The 18674-nt window shown below is 40.9% G+C and carries 18 protein-coding genes and 1 tRNA gene; 3 read left to right on the forward strand and 16 right to left on the reverse strand.

The features are described from left to right. Positions 1-104: 104 nt before the first annotated feature. The 7 genes from BM291_RS15295 to BM291_RS15325 form a co-directional block, all read right to left on the reverse strand. A complete protein-coding gene (locus tag BM291_RS15295) occupies positions 105-653 on the reverse strand; it encodes a lipocalin family protein (RefSeq protein WP_217647327.1) in 549 nt (182 codons plus the stop codon). A 244-nt stretch (positions 654-897) separates the two neighbouring features. Further along, on the reverse strand, positions 898-1449 hold the full coding sequence (locus tag BM291_RS15300; protein WP_217647328.1) for a hypothetical protein: 552 nt from the start codon (positions 1447-1449) through the stop codon (positions 898-900). 2 nt (positions 1450-1451) lie between these two features. After that, on the reverse strand, positions 1452-2843 hold the full coding sequence (locus tag BM291_RS15305; protein ID WP_092898981.1) for a mercuric reductase: 1392 nt from the start codon (positions 2841-2843) through the stop codon (positions 1452-1454). 121 nt (positions 2844-2964) lie between these two features. Next, complete coding sequence (locus BM291_RS15310; RefSeq protein WP_139229110.1) at positions 2965-3546, reverse strand: hypothetical protein; 582 nt, start codon at positions 3544-3546, stop codon at positions 2965-2967. 167 nt (positions 3547-3713) lie between these two features. Next, the gene (locus BM291_RS15315; protein WP_092898985.1) at positions 3714-6647 is read right to left on the reverse strand and encodes a S9 family peptidase; all 2934 of its coding nucleotides are present in this window, start codon (positions 6645-6647) and stop codon (positions 3714-3716) included. Positions 6648-6938: 291 nt separating this feature from the next. After that, complete coding sequence (locus BM291_RS15320; protein WP_092898987.1) at positions 6939-8642, reverse strand: amidohydrolase; 1704 nt, start codon at positions 8640-8642, stop codon at positions 6939-6941. 60 nt (positions 8643-8702) lie between these two features. Next, entirely contained in the window at positions 8703-10784 is a 2082-nt protein-coding gene (locus tag BM291_RS15325; protein WP_092898989.1) for a T9SS type A sorting domain-containing protein, read from the reverse strand. Positions 10785-10878: 94 nt separating this feature from the next. Between BM291_RS15325 and BM291_RS15330 the strand changes: the two genes are divergently transcribed. After that, positions 10879-12174, forward strand: a complete 1296-nt coding sequence (locus BM291_RS15330) for a UDP-N-acetylmuramoyl-tripeptide--D-alanyl-D-alanine ligase (RefSeq protein ID WP_092898991.1) — start codon at positions 10879-10881, stop codon at positions 12172-12174. Here the strand turns inward: BM291_RS15330 and BM291_RS15335 are convergent. Further along, positions 12167-12586, reverse strand: a complete 420-nt coding sequence (locus BM291_RS15335) for a PIN domain-containing protein (RefSeq protein ID WP_092898993.1) — start codon at positions 12584-12586, stop codon at positions 12167-12169. The two genes, BM291_RS15330 and BM291_RS15335, sit on opposite strands and share 8 nt — an antisense overlap. Beyond that, a complete protein-coding gene (locus BM291_RS15340; protein ID WP_092898995.1) occupies positions 12576-12881 on the reverse strand; it encodes a DUF6364 family protein in 306 nt (101 codons plus the stop codon). The genes BM291_RS15335 and BM291_RS15340 overlap by 11 nt, the downstream gene beginning before the upstream one ends. A gap of 133 nt (positions 12882-13014) precedes the next feature. Here BM291_RS15340 and BM291_RS15345 point away from each other — a divergent pair, with 133 nt between their 5' ends. Beyond that, positions 13015-13692, forward strand: coding sequence for a DUF2461 domain-containing protein (locus BM291_RS15345; RefSeq protein ID WP_092898997.1), 678 nt, complete (start codon positions 13015-13017; stop codon positions 13690-13692). A gap of 24 nt (positions 13693-13716) precedes the next feature. Here the strand turns inward: BM291_RS15345 and BM291_RS15350 are convergent, their stop codons facing one another. From BM291_RS15350 to BM291_RS15380, 7 genes are all read right to left on the reverse strand, one after another. After that, positions 13717-14553 carry a Cof-type HAD-IIB family hydrolase gene (locus BM291_RS15350; protein ID WP_092898999.1) on the reverse strand — a complete coding sequence of 279 codons (837 nt, stop codon included), beginning with the start codon at positions 14551-14553 and terminating at the stop codon, positions 13717-13719. Next, positions 14553-14825, reverse strand: a complete 273-nt coding sequence (locus BM291_RS15355; RefSeq protein WP_092899001.1) for a hypothetical protein — start codon at positions 14823-14825, stop codon at positions 14553-14555. The genes BM291_RS15350 and BM291_RS15355 overlap by 1 nt, the downstream gene beginning before the upstream one ends. A 13-nt stretch (positions 14826-14838) precedes the next feature. Then, complete coding sequence (locus BM291_RS15360) at positions 14839-15264, reverse strand: hypothetical protein (protein WP_092899003.1); 426 nt, start codon at positions 15262-15264, stop codon at positions 14839-14841. 44 nt (positions 15265-15308) lie between these two features. Next, complete coding sequence (locus BM291_RS15365) at positions 15309-15728, reverse strand: hypothetical protein (RefSeq protein WP_139229111.1); 420 nt, start codon at positions 15726-15728, stop codon at positions 15309-15311. 258 nt (positions 15729-15986) lie between these two features. Then, positions 15987-16060: transfer RNA gene (locus tag BM291_RS15370), tRNA-Ala, on the reverse strand. A gap of 48 nt (positions 16061-16108) precedes the next feature. After that, a complete protein-coding gene (recR, locus tag BM291_RS15375; RefSeq protein ID WP_092899007.1) occupies positions 16109-16729 on the reverse strand; it encodes a recombination mediator RecR in 621 nt (206 codons plus the stop codon). A 12-nt stretch (positions 16730-16741) separates the two neighbouring features. Then, positions 16742-17035: an ATP-dependent Clp protease adaptor ClpS gene (locus tag BM291_RS15380; protein WP_092899008.1), complete on the reverse strand. Its 294-nt coding sequence runs from the start codon at positions 17033-17035 to the stop codon at positions 16742-16744. Positions 17036-17088: 53 nt separating this feature from the next. Between BM291_RS15380 and BM291_RS15385 the strand changes: the two genes are divergently transcribed. Further along, positions 17089-18537: a sodium:solute symporter gene (locus tag BM291_RS15385; protein ID WP_092899010.1), complete on the forward strand. Its 1449-nt coding sequence runs from the start codon at positions 17089-17091 to the stop codon at positions 18535-18537. Positions 18538-18674: the final 137 nt, after the last annotated feature.

Consider the following 18674-nt stretch of genomic DNA (forward strand, 5'->3'; position numbering starts at 1 on the left):
ATATTACTCAGGCTAGGCACCTGTTTTGGTTGGACAAAAGCACCTCATTCTGGAAAACAAAAGCCCAAATATTCAATATATCTGGGCTAATTCAAGTATTATACTCAATCACACTGAATGGTCTTCTCTAGTTTAGAGGGGTCAAAACCTTTTTCTGTTACTGAAGCTACTAGCTTTTGGTAGACCTCTTCATTCATCACTGGCGTCCTCGACAAAATCCAGAGATACTTACGATTTGGATGACCTACTACTGCATAGGAATAATCATCCGCCAAATCGATGATCCAGTACTTCCCTTTAAATGGCCAGAAGAACTGAACTTTGAGCTTGGCATTTCCAGACCCCTCTTCCACAAATGCCTTTGCTGTTGCAGTTTTCGTGGTTCCTTTATCAGGAAGGTTACATGTATTTTCTACGTTTATTGTTCCATCCTCATTAGCAGAATAGGTGGCTTTGGTACAGGTACATCCTCTTTGGAAGGATTGAGGAAAAGAAGCTATTTCAAACCATTCTCCAGCATACTTTTCTAAATCCACATAAGGAACTGTTTCCAAATGTTGAGCTTGAGCTTTCTGTGAAAAGAACATAATGCCGGCAGCAGCCAAAATTGGTAATGCTAAGGCTAATTTTTCAGATCTATTTAAAATTCTCATGTTAGTTAGTTTAGTTAAAATTAAACGGCGCCGTTGCTCTGTTTTTATACCCATGATAACTGATCGCTATAAAAAGCAGGATTGCTCCCAAGAGCGCTGTCCACTGTAGCTCGGGTATACTTCCCCAATGTCTAACTGAAATTGCAATCAATGCCCAAACTCCAACACAAGCAAATTCCCTTAGGTTTCTTGTGAAGATCATAAAGAGGTTGAGGATTACGGCTACGATTATCATAACTATAGCCTAAGTGATCTCTGAGTCCCCAGCTCCCCAACCGGCTTTTCCAAGGTAAGCTGAAATGTTAGCAATAGTAGCCACAGCAATCCACCCACTGTAAAGTGCAATAGGCCACCATAGCCAAAAGATAATTGGTCGAGGCGCATCCCACCGCTCCATGTTTGTATTCAGAATAGTTATAATAAGATTAGCTAAAATCCCCAACATAACGATTACGCTGATACCCGTATATTCCATCAGCCACATGTAAACCCACAGGCCATTCCCGATATTTGCCATGATCAAATAGGGACCGATTTGAGTCAGAAAATCAGAATCTTTAGTGGAGCTAAAAGCACGAGAAATAAAGAAGATCGCCTGTGCGAAAAGCGCTAAAAATATCAATCCCCAAATAGAAAATGCATAACCTGCTGGCGTGAATAGATTTTCATAGTCCGCACTAAGCGAACTAACGGTTTTGCCATCCAGGCCTTTTGCATTCACCCAGTAATTCCAAAATATTACTACGATCAGCACGATCATATTCAGGATGGCATATGCTTTATGTGATTTTTTCATAGTTATTTCTTAACTGGGGTTAGTTGCTGAAGTAGTGTAGGAATTAGCTCCGTGACCGTAGGATGAGTTTGCACAGAATTCATCAGGGTTTTGTAACTCATTTTGCCATACATAGCGGTTAAAAAAGTCCCGATGATTTCATCTCCTCCTGTTCCCAAAACTGCTGCTCCGAGGATTTGTTCAGAATCTGCATCTACAATGACCTCCATTTTCCCCTGAGTTTCTCCTTTCTCCTTAGCCCGCGAAATATCACTCATCGCCATACGGGCAAAGAGTAAATTTTTACCAGATTCCTTTGCTTGAGAAAGTGTCATACCCGCCCGTCCAAGTGGGGGATCTATGTATAAAGCATAGTTGATAATTCTATCGTTGACAGTTTTTTTCTTATCACCAAAAAGCTGATCTACCATGATCTCATAGTCGTTGTATGAAGTGTGCGTAAAAGCCCCTCTGCCATTGCAATCTCCCAAAGCGTAAATGCTTTTAATAGTTGTTTCAAGCTTCGAGTTCACTTCTACATAGCCTCTATCGTTGACCGTGAGATCCGCATTTTCGGGATTAAGAAGATCGGAGTTGGGTATTCTTCCTGTCGCAATGAGCAGATGTGATCCACTGACTTGCTTATCTTTTCCTTCCTTGTGAAAAGTAACTGTGGCGCCACCAGATTTCTTGTTTTTACCTCGCAGACATTTGGCTCCGCAAATCACTTTTATCCCTTCATTTTCTAAGATTCCCCTGACAAGGTCTGACGTGTCATGGTCCTCTTTTGAAATCAGATAATTACCCATTTCCAAAACTGTAACTTTAGATCCGAATCTTCTGAAAATCTGTGCGAACTCTAGTCCGATATAACTTCCGCCCACAACGATTAGGTGCTCAGGAATCTTTTCCAACTGAAGTATTGAGGTATTTGTGAGGTAACCCACATCAGCAAACCCCTCTGGAATTCTAGCTCTAGCTCCTACATTGAGGAATATTTTGGATGACTTCAGTACTCGAGAACCTACTTTTACCCGAGTTTTATCCAGAAGAGTAGCTGTCCCTCTGATCATGGAAATTTGAGGCGAATCAGCAAGCGCCTTTCTTAATCCTAACCTAGAGCTAGAAACAATTTTATCTTTTCTCTTCTTGATAGCTTTCAAGTTGACTTTGGGCGACTTGGGCACTTCAATTCCCAGATTATGCGCGTTAGCTATTGCCCAAGCAGCTCTTGCACTGGCGACGTAGGCTTTCGTGGGCGTACAACCTGTGTTGACACAGGTGCCTCCAAGGACTGCTTTTTCCACTATAGCAACTTTCCACTTTTCTTTGGCTAGAGCCAATGCAAGCGGATTTCCAGCTTGGCCAGAACCAATTATGATGGCATCAAAAGTTTCTACTCTGTCCTCTGTCATGCTCAAAAAATTTTTGGTGAGTAATTTTCGTTTCACTAAAAGTTACAAACAGAAAGCCAAAGACAAAAAAAAGGAGCCCGATATCCAGACTCCTTCCCTTTAATTCACTAAAAATATATGCTTAGATTTTTGATAGAATCAAGCTCCTTACATTTCCATGAAATTCATTAATGGCTTTTGTATGAAAATAGGGATAGATGAATTTATCTCTGAACATGGAACCACTTCGATAGAAGGTCTTATGAGAAACTTCAGTTTTTCCATTTGGCAATGTTTTAAATCTGATCAACTGGGATCCTTCTGACTTTGAATTTTCCAAATAGCATATTTTAATCAGGTGGTTTTTCTTGTTCACTTCCTTTACTTCATGTCCTACTACTAATTTCACAGCCCCGCTGAAGACATGAAGAGTTAGCAAAATCACTTGTCCTACACCTATACCTCCAGTGTATACTTGCCCAGGAAAAACTTCTTCACCGTTTATTCTTGAATACAATTGCTTGAATCGGACCATTTTACCTCCCCAGGCTTTTTCAGGTGAGATATTGACATAACTATCCCAAACACTATCAAAATCCTCATCATATATATAGGTTTCTAGGTGTTCGTGATAATTTGAATCCATTTCCTGATGGCATATTGACTTGAGGTTGGCAATATCAAGATCTGAGTCAACTATCTTTTCTGTGGTGATTTCTTGCATGGGTTGTATTGATTCTCTTTTGCGATTGGTTTTTAAATAAAGCGAAAGTGAAACGATTACCCAACCGTTTGGCCATAATAGGGGTGATTTGATGAAAATCTGATAAATTTTATCCATCATAAGTCCCAACGCAAAAAAAAGAGGAGCCTTTTACAGCTCCTCTATAATTAAAATGCTCTTTTTTCTAGATGCTCATCCAGATCAACCTTGTCAATGCCTTTAGACATCCAAACTGGTGCATTAGCTCCTTTCAGATGATGATCGAAGAATTCCATCATTCTTACGGAGTAATCCTTTCTGTTTTCGAGTTTGCCCAAACCGTGATTCTCACCTTTGTACTGAACCAAAATCACTGGCTTTTTCAATCTTCTTAACGCTGAGTAATACTCAATTCCCTGAGTGAAATCTACCGCTCCATCTTTATCATTATGAAGCATCAACAGTGGCGTAGTTACATTCTTCACATGATAAACTGGGCTATTACGTTCGTAAGACTCCCAGTTTTCCCAAGGCGCACCAGTAAATCTACCCTGAGAAGCTTCGAAAATCGACATATTTCCTCCACCTGAATTCCAGTAGATCAAATCGTACATAGAAATCATATTGGTTAGCGGAGCACCTGCTGCCGCTGCTTTGAACATATCCGTCTGAGTAATCAAGAATGCCGTCTGATACCCACCCCAAGAGTGACCATGGATCCCGATATTTTCCTCATCGATTACGCCTGTAGCTATAGCTGCTTTCACACCAGGGATCACACACCAAACTGCTGACATTCCTGGATCATCCATCGTATAGACGATATCTGGAATAAATACAGCAAAGCCATTACTGGTGTATATATTTGGATTCCAGCCCGTGCCGCTGTATCCAGGATTCACCCAGTTGTGACGGGTCTGAGAAAGCTTTTCGTAGTAATAAACTACCGTTGGGTATTTCTCTCCTTCTACATAATTGGCTGGAAGGAAAAGTGCTCCCTGAAGCGTATCACCTTTATCCGAAACATAATCCACTAATCTGGTTCCTGATGACCAAGCATAATTGCCAGCATCAGGAGCATTTTCTGTCACTTTCTTAGGTGAAGAAAGCGAAGCATCTGCCGTGTAAATCTGATCTGGTTGGTTGAATGTTTCCTTGTTGAAGAAATACACTTCAACATCCTCAGCTTTCTTCAAAGACCCTACGCTTGCATCTTCCCAAACCAAAGCTTTCGCGCCTGGTAACAATCCTTTTTTTGAATTACTGATTACAGATATACCGCTTTTCTTAGTCCACTCACCGTAAGTTTGGATGTAAAGTGGCTTACTTAGATTTACACCTTTTTCATCTGGATCAAGAGAAAAGCGATACTGATATCTAATTTTATCTGTTCTCCCGTTTTGGGTCAAATTCATTGCCTTAGCTTTCCCCGTAACTGGTACTTGCCAGATATCCCAGCCATCATTGAGTAATACATACTGACTATCACTACTCCAGCCAAGTGAGCCTTCAAGTGGCTTTATCACATTGTGATCATCATCTACATTCACAAATGTCACTGGCAAACTAGCTGTCAAATTCATTTCCTCACCAGACGCGATATCATAACTGTAATAGTTACCATCGTATCCATACATCAACTTCGTACCGTCCGGCGAACTGCGAGGGTAAGAAGAATAACCCGGAAGATAGAAATTGGTAAACAAGGTCTTTTTCTCACCTGTCATTAGATCTACGATATAGAAGTCACGGTAATTTTGACCATCCAAATTAGACTCTAACTCATAAGCCTGATTGTCTGAACCAATCGCATATTTCTCTTTGTCTTGAATGCTCAAATCACGCATCGTGCTATCCTGAAGCTGAATATGCTTGCCTGTAGCTACATTATACATTGCGTAGAAACTGTAATTCTTGTCTTGATTTTCCAGCACCTGCTGGCGTGACTGAAGACGGCTATCGTTCCAGTGCCAGATAGTCATATCTGGTTTATCTGCATCGTTGTCTTTTGGACTTACTTTTCCAGAGTCCAATTTGGAAAGTGCTTTCTTAAGATCTGCGATGGAATTCATAGAAGTGTCTGCCATGATCCTCTTCATTGCTTCCGCTTCTGCTAGTTTCACTGAATCCTTATCTACCTCTTTCTTCGCCTCTTCTTTTTTGGCTAAAACGAGCGGATGAATACCATAAAAAAGTCTAGTCAAATCCTCGGACCACATTGGGCGACGGTTAGGACTGATCGTATATTCTTTCGAAAAGCCTGTAGAATCTTTAGCTGGATCATACACTGTCACTTGAGGACTTGATAGGTTTTTCACCCCAACTAATTTCCCTTGATCTTGCTTGTATTTTTTGTCCTTGACCATTTTCAGCGCAGCGAAAGCCTCTCCGCTTTCGGTCCAGTTGATAGACTTATAAGCAGCCTTGTCCGAGTCTAGCACAGAAATGCTGTTGTTGTTCAAGTTGAATAAGTAGATACCATTTCCAGATTCGTTGGCAGCATCTACTGTATATGCCAAGTAGTTGCCACTCTTATTGAAAGAGAATTCAGCAACGTTTCCGAGATTCTGCGTTTTTTTTGTGTTAAGATGATAGATCAAAAGATCAGATCCTTTGGCATCTCCGCCACCGTCTTTGGTCAGGTTGACAGCAAGATGAGTGGAAGCATCTTCGTTGAAGGAGAAATTGCTTACGTTCTCAAAAGTCAACTTGTCTTCTTTCTCCTTTGATCCCAATTTCATTAAGGTGAGCTTGTCGTGAAGCGGTTTGCCCTTAGACTTTTTGTTTGCTTCCTTCTCCTTAAAAGTTGGATATTCTTTGAAAGCAATCCACTTGCTGTCCTCACTGAATTCAATGGATGGATAAGTTGTGAACCCAATTTTAAATCTCTGCGTGGAATCGGGATCACTTACATATTGAAGAATAACTTCTCCATCAGCCTCTAAGGCAGTCATTCCGTAGGCAATCCATTTCCCGTCAGGAGAGATTTTGAAAGAACCATTGTTCATATATTTCCAAGTTGGAATATCCTTCCAAGTCATTGGCTTGGGCGCATCATCCTGAGCAATTGCAAAGTTGCATATCAGGCAAAAAAGCCATAAAAATGTAAAGAGTTTTTTCATCTGTTTATATTTTGATTTTCAAAGGTCAGATGGAATCTCGCATTGTTAATAATTTCCCCAGATTATGTGGATTTCAACTTGCTCGATTTCATAGTGAATTATGTTTAGGAGTGTAAAATAAGTTTTTTTAGAAGAAGTCGGTTGTCAAATTGATGGATGAATTAATAAATGGGATGAAATTCTGGATTCAGGTCTCTGTAAAAAGCAAAAAGTCCCAAATCTTTCGATTTGAGACTTCTCTTAAATTCATTTATTCTGACAAGTAATCCACTTCCTGAAATCTGACCACTATTATTTCTTATAAACCACTTTTCCAGCTACCACTGTCATTGCCACTGTGGTTTCCAATATTTCATCCTCCGGAACTTCCATGATATTCTTATCGAAAACCGTGAAATCTGCAGCTTTACCTACTTCAATGGAACCTTTGAAATTTTCTTCAAATTCTGCAAATGCGCCATCTAAAGTATAAGATTTTAGCGCCTCTGCACGCGTCATTTTCTGATCTCCTTCGTAGCCTCCATCAGGCAATCCCTGCAAAGTCTTGCGTGTCACAGAAGCATAAAAGGAAGGAATAGGATCAACTGGCTCTACTGGAGCATCCGTTCCGTTGGTCACTACCGCTCCGGATTGCATCAATTTCTGCCATACGTAAGCTCCATCTATAATACGCTTTTCACCCAATCTATCGATAGCCCACGGACGATCTGAGCTCAGGTGAATGGCTTGCATAGCTGCAATCACTCCTAACTCACCGAACCTAGGAATATCATCTGGATGAATATGCTGCGCGTGCTCGATACGAAATCTCAGTTTTTTGGAATCTGGATAATTAGCAAAAGCAGCCTCGTAGCGATCAAGAATCTCCTGATTTGCTCGGTCACCGATGGCATGCGCACAAACTTGAAAACCTGCTGGAATAGCTTTCTCGGACACCTCCGTCACTACCTCCATAGGTAGAGTTTCATGACCACGATGTCCTGCCCTATCTGTATAATCTTCCAAAAGCCATGCTCCCCGCGATCCTAGCGCTCCATCACAATTCAATTTAATAGATCGAACTGTCAATAGGTGATCAACCGAATCGATCATAGGTCCTCTTTCATACCATTTCTCCAAAAGTGCAGGTTGAGTACCTGTAAGCATCACATATTGGCGAACTGTAAGCTTTCCTTCGTTTTTAAATTTCTGAATAAGGTCGATCGTAGCTTGCCCGCTTCCAGCATCATGGAAACTTGTGATTCCCTTTTCATTCAATTCCTTCAGAGCTAAAGTCAACGCTTGCTCAGCTCTCTCTGGAGTCTCTGCTGGAATCAATCGACCTACTAACCCTGCTGCTCTTTCAGAAAGTATTCCTGTAGGATTTCCCAATTCGTCTAGAATAATTTCACCTCCTTCGACTTGTCCTGGTCTTTCACCTTTTAGATTACTGATGCCCGCAAGTTCTAGGGCTTTGCCATTGGCAAAAGCTGCGTGTCCACTTGCGTGAGAAAGGTAAACAGGGTTGTCAGGAGAAACTTCGTTCAGCTGCTCATTAGTCTGAAATCCTTTCACCATTTTTTCAGGCTTCTCTATCCATTTGTCCTGATGCCATCCCCGACCAGTGATCCAATCGCCAGGTTTTGCTTTGGCAACAGCCTCAGCCACTTTCTCGACTAGTTCATCGTATGTTTTGACATACATGAGGTCAAGTTCTAGCTTGTTGTAACCTATTCCCATCAAGTGGGCGTGGGATTCGATGATACCAGGAGTCATTGTTTCCCCTTGGAGATCGATAACCTCCGTGTTTTCTGATTTATGTTTTTCGATTTCTTCGGTTGTGCCTACGGCCAAAATCATCCCGTCTTTCACAGCGACTGCTTCAGCTGTGGGCTGAGATTCATTGACGGTGTAGATTATCCCATTGGTAAAAATTAGATCAGCGGGCTCGGCCTTATCCGAGGAGCAAGAAATGAGGAATATCCCCAAGATTGCAAGTAAGTATATGTTCTTCATGGATTTATATTATATCCAAAACTACCCTATTTCAAACAATCCCAAAAGCCAATCCTGTAATTAGCGTATCCAGATCTTGCCAGATTTGGTGACTTTCCCATCTATCTCCAGATTTAATATATAAAGTCCCGGAGCCAAAAATCCTGCTTGAATCTCCACTTCTATATTTGCTGGAATATCAATATCCGTGAGTAGAATTTGTCCAAGTGAGTTGATCAATCGCGCTTTGGCAGGCGCATTCGAAATCACTTTGATGGGGCCATCCGTAGGATTTGGATATATTTTGAATTGATACTCTCCATCTGGAAGTTGCGAAGAATCCGTAGAGCTCAGATAAATCAAACCACCAGCACGAGTACCAAGCACCAAGTCTGGAGAGCCAGATAAAGGCGGACTTACTAAGGCAATCCAGGTATTTCTCCCCAGTTTCGTCGGCAGATTCTGTTCACCTACTTGAACCAAAACTTCCTGACGCGTATCTGAATTCATGAAGTCATCAATTTTCATCAAGAAGCCATTTCGATCCACTGCGTAAAGATTAGGCTTGGGTAGTAGTTCTACTGCGATGGAGAGATTTCGATTGGCAGGATTGTCCACAAAGCCCAGAAAATTTTCCTGTAGCAAGGTCGTCTGATAAGTAGTGAAATCCACTTCATACAGATCTAAGCTTCCATTTTGCGAAGCCACTAAGAGGTGGTCTTTTTGTTGGTAGGTGAAAAACTGAAGAAAATCACCACGCTGTGGATTGTAACCTGAAAAAGTAAGTGGATCGGATTGCATGTCATTCAGATCAAAAATCACCTGAGTAGGTATGCTAGCATTGTAATCTATCCCTGAAGCTAACACCTGAAGCGCTCCACTTTTATCCCTGAAATGTATATACTGGGCATCCACCAAATCTAACTGAGTGAGATTTACATATTCTCCTTGGACCAGCGAAAACATCCCATTGAAAACCTGAAATCTATTTCGAACAGATTTGACTTTACCTCCTTCAGTTACATTAGAAGTGACGAGTAATTCTCCAGAAGCTTTATTTCCTAAAAATATTGGGCGAGAATTTTCTCCCAGATCTATCATTTGATTTTGAAGAAATGCAGATGTATTTCCTCCGTCTTTTATCCTTAGGATAGAGTTTGAGAAATCAATCCCATAATTAACTGATGGTTCGTTGCTATTCAAAGAGATGATCAGCTCATTGTTTTGAAGCGTACCAATATGAAAAACAGGGAAGTCTGGCAGTGAACCGAAACCAGGAAGTTCATTGCTAAAACTCGTGAAAAAAGGAGTTTCATTTGTGCCTGAATTGGGTAAGAAATAAAGAACATTACACTCATCTCGACCAAGGAGCAAGTCGCTTATACCATCATCATCTAGGTCTTGATATAATATGGAATGCCCTCCTGAATGAAGGATTTTGTCATTTCCGTCAGCAAATTTGCGAGTATTTAAGTCTTGTCCCGAGCAAGTTTTGCCAAAAGAAATATCTCCACAGCCACAAAACTCAAAGTTTCCCCAGTGATTTTCTCCAAAGGCAAAACCATCAATATCCGCAGTCCCCTTACGCTCTACGCTGGTGTTTTTGTAAAACTCCATGTAATCGCCACCGGCAAAATTGAAAATGACTAAGTCCAAATCTCCATCTCCATCCAAGTCCTGAATCAGAGGAGTGTCCAAATTATTCGTTTGTATATTTCCTGAGCCATCAATTTTCAAGAAGTTTTGAGCTAACCCCCACGATACCTGATTGCCAGTAGTCGTATTTTTATATGCTTTAATACCTAGTGCCGTGGAAGTGAACAAATCCTTTTTACCATCTCCGTCAAAATCCTTGAACACCAGAAATCCAGAGATGTCGGTAGGAAAAGAATAGCTCATTTCTGGAAGGTGAGTAAAGGTTTCTCCTTCTTTTTTGAAAACTAGAAGCTGACGCGAGTTAATATCCCAGGTCACCCATTCCTCCACCTGATCTCCATTGAGATCTATAGTTTGAATCTGGGCAGAATTGATTCCACCTGCGAAAGCAGCACTTAGGTTTACGCCGTCAATTTCTACATGAGGAGACTGATTTATTTGAAAAATTTCTTGTGCGCTCAGCTTAAAACTGAAGAGTAGAAAAGTGAAAATCCAGATTTTTCTCATGAATTAGAAAAGGGCAAGTCAAAAATTAATACGTGAGTCGCAGTTCAAAGATGTGAATGATTCCTTTATTTTGGGATTAATTTCTTCAGAAACGATGAATGTCTCCATTTTATATACGATCTTCAAAAATAGTACTGGTGTCAGCACAGACACCCGGAAAATCGAAAAGGGCAATATCTTCTTTGCACTTAAAGGTCCAAATTTCGATGCCAATTCCTTTGCACCAACCGCTTTGGAAATGGGCGCATCGGTAGTTGTGATCGACGATATCAAGTATTTTGTGGAGGAAGACGAGCGTTATTTTTTAGCAGAAGATGGACTGAAGATGCTTCAGGATTTGGCGAATTATCATCGTAAAACTTTGAATATCCCAATCATAGGCTTGACAGGATCGAATGGAAAAACGACTACTAAGGAGCTAATGAAGGCTGTTTTGAGTCAGAAATTAAACGTATCCGCGACAGTCGGAAATCTTAATAACCACATCGGCGTACCGCTTACTTTATTGGAAATTGGCACAGATGCACAGATCGCTATTGTGGAAATGGGTGCAAACAAGCCAGGCGATATTGAAGAACTATGTCTCATCGCTGAGCCAACTCATGGTGTGATTACGAATATAGGCAGAGCACATCTGGAAGGAATGGGCGGGCCGGAAGGCGTGTTGAAAACCAAGACAGAATTATTTCAGTTTCTGAGATCCAATGGTGGAAAGGCCTTTATCAATTCTCAAGACCCAATACTTTCAAACCTAAGTAAGAGATTCGAAGACCCTATTCTTTATCCAGCAAAAGGTGATTACTGTGAAGTGACTTTTGAAGAGGCAAATCCCTTTGTAAAATTCTCTGTGGATGGTAAAGACGAAGTGTTTTTGAGCCACTTGATCGGAGCTTATAATTTTGGAAATATCGCTACAGCTTTGACGATAGGCAAGTTTTTTGGTGTGGAGATAGAAAAGGCTGTGAAGGCACTAGTTGAATATCAGCCTTCGAATATGCGCTCTCAGCTAGTCGAAAAGCGAAGTAACCTGATCATCCTCGACGCCTATAATGCTAATCCGTCAAGCATGGAAGTAGCTATTCGCACGTTTGGCGAAATGACTGGCAAAAAACATAAAATGCTGATCATCGGTGATATGTTTGAGTTGGGAGAGCATGCGGAAGCGGAACATGCGCGACTTGGAGAAATCATCAGTGAATATGAGATTGAAAAGGTCTGCTTCACAGGACAGTTAATAGTATCTGCCTTAGCCAAATACCCAAAGGCATTGTACTTCCCAGATCCTTTTTCGTTCCGCGTTTGGCTTCAGGATAGCAAGCTAGAAGATTACCTGATTCTGATCAAAGGTAGCCGTGGGATGAAGCTGGAAGGTTTGGTGGATTTTATTTAAAGAGGGCTAATAGTTCGGCCGGAGTAATTACTACAATAGTTGATAATCGATAATCCTTGGTATTCCGAGTCACAATGGCTTTGATAGCGGGATTTTGAAGTGCAACCTGATGCTGAATACCATCTTCAAAGTCTGAAAAGCCACTCTTGATTGAATTTTTGATTTCAAGTTCACCGACTGGAAGTACTTTAAAATATCCAAGTAATTTGTCGATGGAACTGTATGCTCGGTTTGAATTGAATTGTTTTTTTACTAGATAAAAAACATTTGTAACAATAATAGAACTGCAAAAGACTTCAATTTCTCTACTTGCAACCAGTTTAAAAATATTTCTAGCGTTTGCCGCGAAAGGCTCTCTGTCTAACAACGCATCTAAAATGACGTCGGAGTCGATGAAAAAACTAGAGGCCATGTTTTTCTTTTAGGTGCTCCCATTTTGCGTTCTCAACATCGTCCTCAGACATTCCTTTTAAAATACCGAAAAAATCTTTTAGATCTTTTGGGATCGGCTCAGTCCCATCTAATATCCTCTTCACAAGTTCAGGGTTCTTGGGCTTTATTTTCTCTAAAACTTTTTCCTTAGGTTCAGTTACATCCGATAAAAGCGTTTCTACCAAAGCAGATAAACTTTGCCCTTGCTCTTCGGCATACTTTTTTGCTTTTTCGGCAAGTTTTTCGTTGATGTCTAATGTTACCTTCGTTGTCATGACTTCTGGATTATTCGATATAATTTAAGAAGATTTCTTTCCTAATTGAAATCAATTTTGCTTCAATAAAGTTTACTCCCATGTCAGAGCATTGACGATTTTAAGGTTTCATTAATCACAAAAAACAAAAATAATGCGTCCATACTTGCCTTTTCTAGCCGCCCTAGCCGAACATAACTCCAAAGAATGGATGGATGCCAACAAGAAGTGGTACTTGGAAACAAGAGCTGAGTTTCTGGAAGACGTGGGAGTTCTGCTCAAAGGGATTGGTGAGTGGGAACCGGCTATGCTGGTTTTTCAGCCCAAAGAATGTGTGTTCAGGCAAAATAGAGACATTCGCTTCTCAGCGAATAAAGCCCCCTATAAATCCAATTTTGGGGCATACTTTTCTCCAAAAGGAAAGAAGTCGGAGGGGCCAGGATATTACCTCCAGATCCAACCAAACAATTCATTTTTGGCGGGAGGAATTTGGATGCCTCAAGCTGAGACCTTGAAAAAAATCCGAAAGGAAATTGATTACTCAGGAGCAGAACTCGCCAAAATTGAAAGCAATGCAGCATTCAAATCACTTTTTGGTCAAATCGAAGGAGAAAAACTCAAGACCAGTCCCCGAGATTACGAGGCTGATCACGAGTTTATAGAATACTTGAGGTTGAAGAGCTTTACAGTTTCTTCCAAAATCTCAGATCGTGACATAGAATCAGGAAACTTCCTCAACATCGCTTTAGATGGCTTTCAGAAAATGAGACCTCTTCAGGAGTTTTTGACTCAGGCAATTGAGGATGTAGAAGGTGGATCGGGAATATTATAGATCCAAGATTTTAGAATCAAGAACCTAGAATCCCGAGCCAACTACAAATTTCAAATCTCGAATTTTCTCCAGCGTAGCAGCTACTCCATCTTCTTTGTTGTGGTGAGTAATTTCGTTGGCTACAGCTTTGACTTCCATTCGTGCATTATCTACTGCGACTCCCCAACCTACCGATTGCAGCAAGTCTATGTCGTTATAATTGTCTCCAAAAGCGACAACTGAGTCCATCCCAAAATCATAGGAATGTGATAGAATCTTCTTCAAACCTGTGGCTTTAGAAATAGCTTTTGGGGCAATTTCCAGATAGGTTTCACTGGATCTATACAAATGCAAGTCAAGCGAATGTTCTGAGTGCAATTCTCCAAAAAGCCAGGCCATCTCATTAGATTCTCCCATGCACATTACTTTGTGAGCACCAGAATTGTCCTTTGACCAAAGATCCAACACGTCCTGGCCAGGAAGCCAACTACATTGAACTTTTGTGTTTTTTACCTCACGCTGGGACCAGTAATCATCTTTTTCCTCATACCAATTTTCACCCTGATACAAACTCACATGGATATCCGTTTTTTGTGTGAGTTGAAGGATTTTGGAAACCAAACCCACAGGAATGCTAACGTCTTCAAGCACTTCTCCATCCGCACTGAGCACATAGCCACCGTTGTAGGAAATCAAAGGCTGTGGAGTTCGCTTTAAGTCATGAAGTAAATGGCGCATGGCATCCGGCATGCGAGAACTGGCAAGAATCACAGGAAAATTTACGGGTAAATCTGCCACTACGGCTTTGAGGCGAGGTGATAGATCGCGCACTGAATTGAGGAGTGTGCCGTCAATATCAGAGCAAAAAGCTTTTATTTCCATTAATCGAAGTCGGACCAGTTGACATCATCAGCAAAATTGGCAAATACACCAAAGCCAATAACAGCTATAAAAATTATTACTGCAGCGAAGATTATAAGTTTGACTATCAATTCCGCCTTGACCCATTTGGCCTTCTCTGGATCAGTCTCTTTGTCCGTCGCCCATATGATCAGCATGATGAGACCGATCAAAGGAATGCGTTTTATCAGAACGGCTATTATCCAATCCCCCAATGAGGTAGGTGGCTTTTTGTATTCGTTTGGTAATTCCATGGATTAAATAGGTTTAGTTAAAATCTTTTGTGTCAAACATGTACTCCTGCATGGCAACATTCTCAGGATTTGTAGGGTCTGTTTGAATAAACTGCACAGTAATTTGCTGATATTCTGTCGCTTTTTCAAAATCTCGGAGATAAAGTTCTGCACACTTTCGGGCAAGAATTTCTGGCTGATTTCCTAGAATAAGCGGGTCGCCATTTTGTAATTTCAGATAAATGGTAGAAGTAGTTGAATCATCTGTAGTTGATTTACTCAGATTTACATTCATTCCTTGGAAATTCCCCAGCATCCTGATTTCCTCAGAAGGCATAAATCCTTCACCCATCATTGCTTCCATTCCTTTGAAAGCGAATTTTGCGATGTTCTCAGGATTGCATGAGCACGAACTGATTGCTGCTAGTAAAAATAGAAGGATAAAAATTCGATTTCGCATGTTGATTTCCAGTTAGAAATAAAGTCATGCGAATTTAAACAATCTTAAGTAGATCTCTTGGTGACGATTAAAATGGCTCTTTTGTCTTCAGGGTTGTGAGGGTTGTTAAGGTCTGGATAAGGGATGGCATCGATCAACCTTACTGCATATTCTTCGGTGGAAAATTGGACAGGATATCCACTGAATAACTCTTCTGTGCTGAGTTTAAGCTGATAATCTTTTCCGTCAATTGTAAGCATTCCTTCGATCATAATCATTCCTTGCCAAATGCATTCCCCTCCAGTTGGACATCTAGAATCTTGAATATCTATAAGTGTAATGGATATATTTTTAGGGCAGTTTTCAAGAGTCTCACCAATGGCCATTTCAAACTCCTTCGCCAGATCAAACCCTTCACACTCATTCTTATCATCGCAAGAAAACATAAGCGAAACAGACAAGAATAGAATCAATAGGTTGCGCATGGCGATTCGATTTATAGATTGCTCAGAAGTATTATCTATACGGATTTGAGGAAGGAAGTGCTACAAAGTGCTCTGCGCGAGCTAGAGATTAGCGGCATCCTAAAAAAACAAAAAAGCTTCACATTTCTGTAAAGCTTTTCAAAAGTGAATCCCGAATACTATTGGGAGAAACGTTGACCTTTCGGGATGCTCTAGCTAACTGAGCTAAATAGAGAATAAATACAAAAAGCTCCACATTTCTGTGAAGCTTTTCAAAAGTGGAGAATAACGGATTCGAACCGTTGACCCCTTCACTGCCAGCGAAGTGCTCTAGCCAACTGAGCTAATCCCCCTTTTGGTTTGCAAATATAGACGTAGGTTTTTGCTGTGCAAAGGAAATTTTACTCGGTAGAATAATTAATTCGAGTCATGATGCTGCGACCAAGTGTGACTTCATCTGTAAATTCCAATTCTCCGCCTACAGGGATTCCCCGCGCGATGGAACTTACCCTAATTCCTTTTTCCTTTAGCTTTTTTGCCAGATAGAATGAGGTGGTATCGCCTTCCATCGTGGCGCTAAGCGCCAAAATCACTTCTTGAATAGGTTCGCTTTGCGAAGCCACTTCCACTCTAGAAAGCAAAGATTCTATCTTCAATTCCTCCGGCCCAATACCTTGAATGGGAGAAATCACTCCTCCTAGCACATGGTATTTCCCCTGAAACTGATTCGTATTTTCTATAGCCAGCACATCACGAATATCCTCTACCACGCAAAGAATGGCACCGTCTCGGCGATGACTGATGCAAATACTGCATTCTTCTGCATCCGAAATATTATGGCAGGTTTTGCAATATTGGATCTCAGTACGCATACGAGTGATTGCCAAAGCCAAAGCTTCAGTGTTTGCCTCGTGCTGCTTGAGAAGATGAAGTGCTAGGCGAAGTGCGGTCTTCTTACCAATTCCCGGAAGTCGGGAGATTTCGGTGACAGCATCTTCTATCAGTTTGGAAGGGAAATTCAATTGTGAGTGGTTTTAAACGATTTCGGCTTGGATTCCAGCATCTAATATAGCCTCACACATAGGTTTTAGCTCTGTAATACTGCCTTTTTTTACTGCACATTTTCCCCTGTAGTGGATCGTGATCGTGCATTGCTCTGCTTGCTCTATGTTGTGCTTGCAGACTTTCATCAATATCTTGATGACATGATCGAATGTGTTGAATTCGTCATTGTACACAATCAGGTCGTTGGATTCAACATCTATCAAATCCTCCACCAGAACTTCTGATTCTTCGATATATGGAAATGGGTCGTTTGAATGATTCATTTTGCAAAATTAAGAATATTGGACAACTTAGCGAACCCACTTCAATACGATTTATGAATTCCCAATTAGTCCTCCTGGTAATCTGTTGTTATTTTTTACTTCTATTCCTTATTTCCTGGTTCACTTCACGTAAAGTTTCTGCCGATACTTTCTTCACGGGAGATCGCCAATCTCCTTGGTTCCTGGTAGCATTTGGAATGATAGGCGCCTCACTATCAGGAGTTACGTTCATCTCGGTTCCCGGAGAAGTCGGTAATTCTAACTTCTTTTACTTCCAAGTTGTTTTGGGCTATACGCTTGGATATTTCGTGATTGCCAAAGTGCTGTTGCCTCTCTATTATCGGCTAAATTTAGTGTCGATCTATTCCTACCTAGAAGATAGATTTGGCTTTTGGTCTTATAAGACCGGTGCTTTTTTCTTTATTCTTTCAAGAACTTTAGGTTCATCGATTCGCGTGTTTTTAGTCGCGAGTGTCTTGCAACTTATTCTGTTCGATTCATTAGGCATTCCATTTTGGGTCTCAGTGTTGATCACAGTCGGCTTGATCTGGCTATATACGCACCGTGGAGGCATCAAAACTGTCGTTTGGACGGATACGCTGCAGACATTCTTTATGCTTGCTGCAGTCGTGGTTTGCGTGATTACCGTGGGAAATGCTTTGAACTTCGACGGAGTGAGTGATTATGTGAAAACAGTCTCGAATGACCCGCGCTCCCAGATATTCAATTGGGACTGGAAATCAGGCACGAATTTCTTCAAGCAATTTATCTCTGGTGCATTTATTACTATCGTGATGACTGGCTTAGATCAGGACATGATGCAAAAGAATTTGACTTGCAAAAATATCGGCGATGCTCAGAAAAATATGTTCTGGTTTACGACAATTCTGGTCTTCGTAAACTTACTTTTCTTGGCTTTGGGCGTGTTGCTTTTTCTATATGCTGAAACTCAGGGCGTGCAGATACCAACTAAAACGGATGAGCTTTTCCCTCTTCTGGCTACAGAATATTTCTCACCTTTTGCAGGAATTGTGTTCGTGTTAGGTATCACAGCGGCAGCTTATTCCAGCGCTGACTCTACACTGACAGCCTTGACAACCTCATTTTGCATAGATTTTCTAGAGATTGAAAAAAGATATCCTGCGGAAAAGCGTGTTTCCGTTCGCAAGAAAGTTCACATCGTATTCACCTTTGTAATGTTCTTAGTGATTATGGCTTTTCACTGGATCAATAATCAGAGTGTGATCAATTCCGTCTTTGTGATTGCGGGATACACTTATGGCCCGCTGCTTGGGCTTTATGCTTTTGGCTTATTCACGAAGTATCAGGTCAAAGACAAGTTCGTGCCTTACCTAGCTATATTTGCTCCATTACTGACTTTTGCGATAGCATCCAATTCAGAAGAACTATTCTGGGGCTACAAGTTTGGCTTTGAAGCGCTGATCTTGAACGGACTGATCATGTTTGTTGGCTTGTATTTGCTTCGCAAAAATAAATCATAGCATTAATTACGTTTCAGGCTGTTAGAAAAAATTTGATATTTCAAGACCAAGAGCACTGTCCAAAGAAAATCAGCTTTCTTGAAAAAAATAAAAGTGGCCTACATAAGAAATAGTGAAAATCTTATGTAGGCCACTTT

Origin of the sequence: Algoriphagus aquimarinus (assembly GCF_900112005.1) — a bacterium.
Lineage (GTDB): Bacteria > Bacteroidota > Bacteroidia > Cytophagales > Cyclobacteriaceae > Algoriphagus > Algoriphagus aquimarinus.